Source organism: Chthonomonas sp. (genome assembly GCF_035294165.1).
Taxonomy (GTDB): Bacteria; Armatimonadota; Chthonomonadetes; order Chthonomonadales; family Chthonomonadaceae; genus Chthonomonas.
Map to the genome: position 1 here is coordinate 1 of NZ_DATGLN010000226.1, position 3,352 is coordinate 3,352.

A 3,352-nucleotide genomic window follows, 5' to 3' on the forward strand; every position below is an offset into this window, starting at 1 on the left:
AATTAAAGACGTTACCCCACTGCCTCATAACGGGTGCCGTCCTCCAAAGCGACGACGTATCTGAGGCGAATCGAAGGAGTGTTTTAGAGGGACTATGGCAAATAATCACGATCCACGGTGTCGTCAATGTCGCCGCGAAGGAGTAAAGCTGTTTCTCAAAGGCGACAAATGCTACACCAAGTGCACCTTAGAAAAAACCAGTAAAGATGGGAAAACAAAGTGGCGCGATAAACCTCCCGGATGGGGAAGTGCCATCAGCCAGATCTCCGCACCGCAACGCAAGATCACAGAATATGGCATGCAGCTTCGCGAAAAGCAGAAGCTAAAGCGCATCTACCGTGTTCTTGAAAAACCGTTTCGGCACTATCTGGATGAGGCCATGCGCCGCCCCGGTGTGTCGGGTGACAACTTGGTGACACTGCTAGAGACTCGGTTAGATAACGTGGTCTATCGGTTAGGATTGGCGGCCTCGCGTGCACAGGCCCGCCAGATGGTAAGTCACCGCTTCTTTACGGTGAACGGTGAGCGGGTAAACATTCCCTCGTATCAGGTAAAGCCCGGTGACGTGATCGCCGTGCATGAAAGCAAGTCGCAAAAGGCCTGCATTAAAGAGGTGCGGGAGCGCTTGCATACGCGACCTAACCTGCCGGAATGGCTGGAGCTGAACCCTCAGACGCTAGAAGGGCGCGTGCTCGCCATACCGACTCATGACCAGATTGACACCCATAATGTGGTGCAAGTTCAACAGATCATCGAATTCTATTCGCGCTAAGCCGCCCATTCGAGGAGAGAGAAACTTATGGAAATCACCCTGCCGAACATCCAGACGCTCGAAAAGAGTCGAACTTATGGAAAGTTTGTCGTCGAGCCGCTGGAGCGTGGGTATGGGGTAACGCTCGGAAACTCCCTGCGGCGTGTGCTCCTATCCTCAATTCCAGGAGCTGCCATCACCTACGTCAAAATAGATAAGGTGCTGCACGAGTTCGACACCATTCCCGGTGTGAAAGAGGATACCACAGAGTTGTTGCTTAACCTCAAGGAGCTGCATGTAAAGGTCTATCATGATGGCAGCGAGGGACGAAAGAGCGAGCCGAGAAAACTGCGCATTGATGTGCACGGAGAGGGAGTTGTGACAGGGGCTGACGTGATCTGCCCAGAGGACGTAGAGGTGGTGAACCCAGAGGTTTATCTCGCCACCCTCTCCGATGAGAACGCTCACCTCTCGATGGAGATGGAAGTGGAGATCGGAAAAGGCTATGTGCTTCCCGATCGGCAGGAACGGCGTAGCCAAATGGGGATCGGCGTCATCGCCGTGGGTGCGGCCTTTACACCGGTTCGTAAGGTGAACTATACCGTGGAAGCGACGCGAGTGGCCTCCGATACGAGTTACGAGCGCCTTATTCTAGAGATATGGACAAACGGCACGATCTTCCCCGATGCCGCCCTTCGTGAGGCTGCCCGCATTCTCAACCGCTACTTCAATCTCTTTGCAGAGTATGAGGACGGTGGCTTGCCCCTCTCCTATGAAGAAGGCCCTCTGTCCAATCCCGAAGCGATACCCCATGTACGTATAGAAGAGCTTGATTTTTCTGTGCGTACCTATAACTGCCTGAAAAAAGCCGGCATCCTCACCATCGCCGATCTCGTGCGCTACAACGAGGAAGAGCTGATGCAGATTCGCAACTTCGGGCGAAAATCGCTCGATGAGGTGCGTGAGCGTCTTGCCATCTACGGCCTTCATCTGAAAGGGGAGACCGCCCTTCCGCCCGGCACTAAACGCCCCTCCACGGTCGCCGATGCGGAGGACGAGGAGGACGATGAGGACGAGGAAGAAGAGGCAACCGCCGGCGCTGAGGCAGAATAGAGCGACCCTATTGAGAAAGGAATCCGAAAAAGATGCGACATCGCAAGGCCTATCGGAAGTTCGGTCTACCTAGCGACCAACGCCGTGCCTTACTGAAGAGCCTAACGCGCAGTCTGTTGCTGCACGACCGGATCGTAACCACCGAAACTCGGGCTAAAGAGGTTCGCGCTATTGTAGAAAAGCTTGTAACTATCGCGCGTGAAGGAGGCCCCGACGCGCCGATCGAAAAGCGGCTTCATGCGCGCCGACTTGTGCGCCGCTTTATAGATAGCAATATAGATGAGTTCGTGCGAGATACCGAGCATCGCGGCCCGAAAGGAGGCGCTACCATTGCGCGGAATCCATACTATGTTATCCCGCGTCTGTTCGATGAGATAGCTCCGCGCTATGTGGGGCGCAACGGTGGCTATACCCGCATCTCTAAGATAGGCTTTCGCCGTGGAGATGGGGCCCCGCTCGTCGTGCTCGAATTCGTGGAAGGCCTGCCTACCGCCACATCTACGGAAGCGGCCGCTCCGGCCCAAGAGGGGCGCCGAGGGCTTCTAGGGTTAGGGCGTCGCCGAAAGTAGCGCAACCCTAAGGCATGGGGCGTTTGGTGCATGTCAAGGCCATTGTGGAGTACGACGGCACCGATTTCGCCGGTTTTCAGCGCCAGCGCCATGCTCGAACCGTGCAGGAAGTGCTGGAAGAGGCGATTGCGAAACGGCTAGGCCCACCGCAGCATTTTGCCTGTGCTGGCAGGACGGATGCGGGAGTGCACGCCCTCGGCCAAGTAATAAGCTTCGATTGCGAAACACGGGTGCCGAGCGAGAGAATGGCCCTTGCTCTTAACAGTGTGCTTCCGCCAGATGTGCGTGTGAAACAGGCTGAGGAGGTAGACCCGAGCTTTCATGCACGCTACTCGGCTTCATCGCGAGTCTATCTGTATATCATCTTAAATCGCAACACGCCTTCCGCGCTGTTGCATCGCTATAGCGCTTTCTGTTCGACACCGCTGGATGTCGAAGCTATGCGTAAAGCGGGCGAGTGCTTGCTTGGCGAGCACGATTTCGCTTCGTTTGCCAATGCGCTCCTGCCGGACGAGCCGACAGCTAGGGAGCTGATGGCTTGCCATATTCGACGTAGAGGCGAACTGCTAACTATTCGGTTAGAAGCAAATGCCTTTCTGCGTGGCATGGTGCGCACGATTGTGGGCACGCTCATAGAGGTGGGTAGAGGAAAACGCTCTTGGCAGGAGATGGCCCGACTTCTCGCTGCGCGTGATAGGCGCTTGGCGGGGCCTACAGCCCCGGCACAGGGGCTTTTCCTGCTTCACGTACGCTACGGACAACGAAAGAGCTATGGACAACAGAAGGGTAAAGATTCTTGTGAAGAGTACGGAGAATAGAATATGAGGAAGCATGGAACCTATTTTGCACGCAAAGAAGATGTGGAGGCACAGCGCGTCTGGTATGTGGTAGATGCCACAGGTCGCCCTCTTGGACGCCT

4 protein-coding genes and 1 pseudogene are annotated in these 3,352 nt (G+C 55.5%); all 5 read left to right on the forward strand.

The genetic code is table 11. The features are described 5' to 3' along the window. Position 1 precedes the first annotated feature (1 nt). The 5 genes and pseudogenes from rpsK to truA all read left to right on the forward strand — a co-directional run bounded on the left by rpsK (position 2) and on the right by truA (position 3,251). A complete protein-coding gene (gene rpsK / locus VKV29_RS12920) occupies positions 2 to 64 on the forward strand; it encodes a 30S ribosomal protein S11 (protein WP_324201730.1) in 63 nt (20 codons plus the stop codon). A 30-nt stretch (positions 65 to 94) separates the two neighbouring features. Beyond that, the gene (rpsD, locus tag VKV29_RS12925; protein WP_324201726.1) at positions 95 to 772 is read left to right on the forward strand and encodes a 30S ribosomal protein S4; all 678 of its coding nucleotides are present in this window, start codon (positions 95 to 97) and stop codon (positions 770 to 772) included. A 27-nt stretch (positions 773 to 799) separates the two neighbouring features. Continuing rightward, entirely contained in the window at positions 800 to 1,864 is a 1,065-nt protein-coding gene (locus VKV29_RS12930) for a DNA-directed RNA polymerase subunit alpha (RefSeq protein ID WP_324201727.1), read from the forward strand. A 32-nt stretch (positions 1,865 to 1,896) separates the two neighbouring features. Continuing rightward, a pseudogene (gene rplQ, locus VKV29_RS12935) lies at positions 1,897 to 2,340 on the forward strand (50S ribosomal protein L17); the annotation flags it as partial. Between the two features lie 107 nt (positions 2,341 to 2,447). Continuing rightward, a complete protein-coding gene (gene truA / locus VKV29_RS12940; protein ID WP_324201729.1) occupies positions 2,448 to 3,251 on the forward strand; it encodes a tRNA pseudouridine(38-40) synthase TruA in 804 nt (267 codons plus the stop codon). Positions 3,252 to 3,352 lie beyond the last annotated feature (101 nt).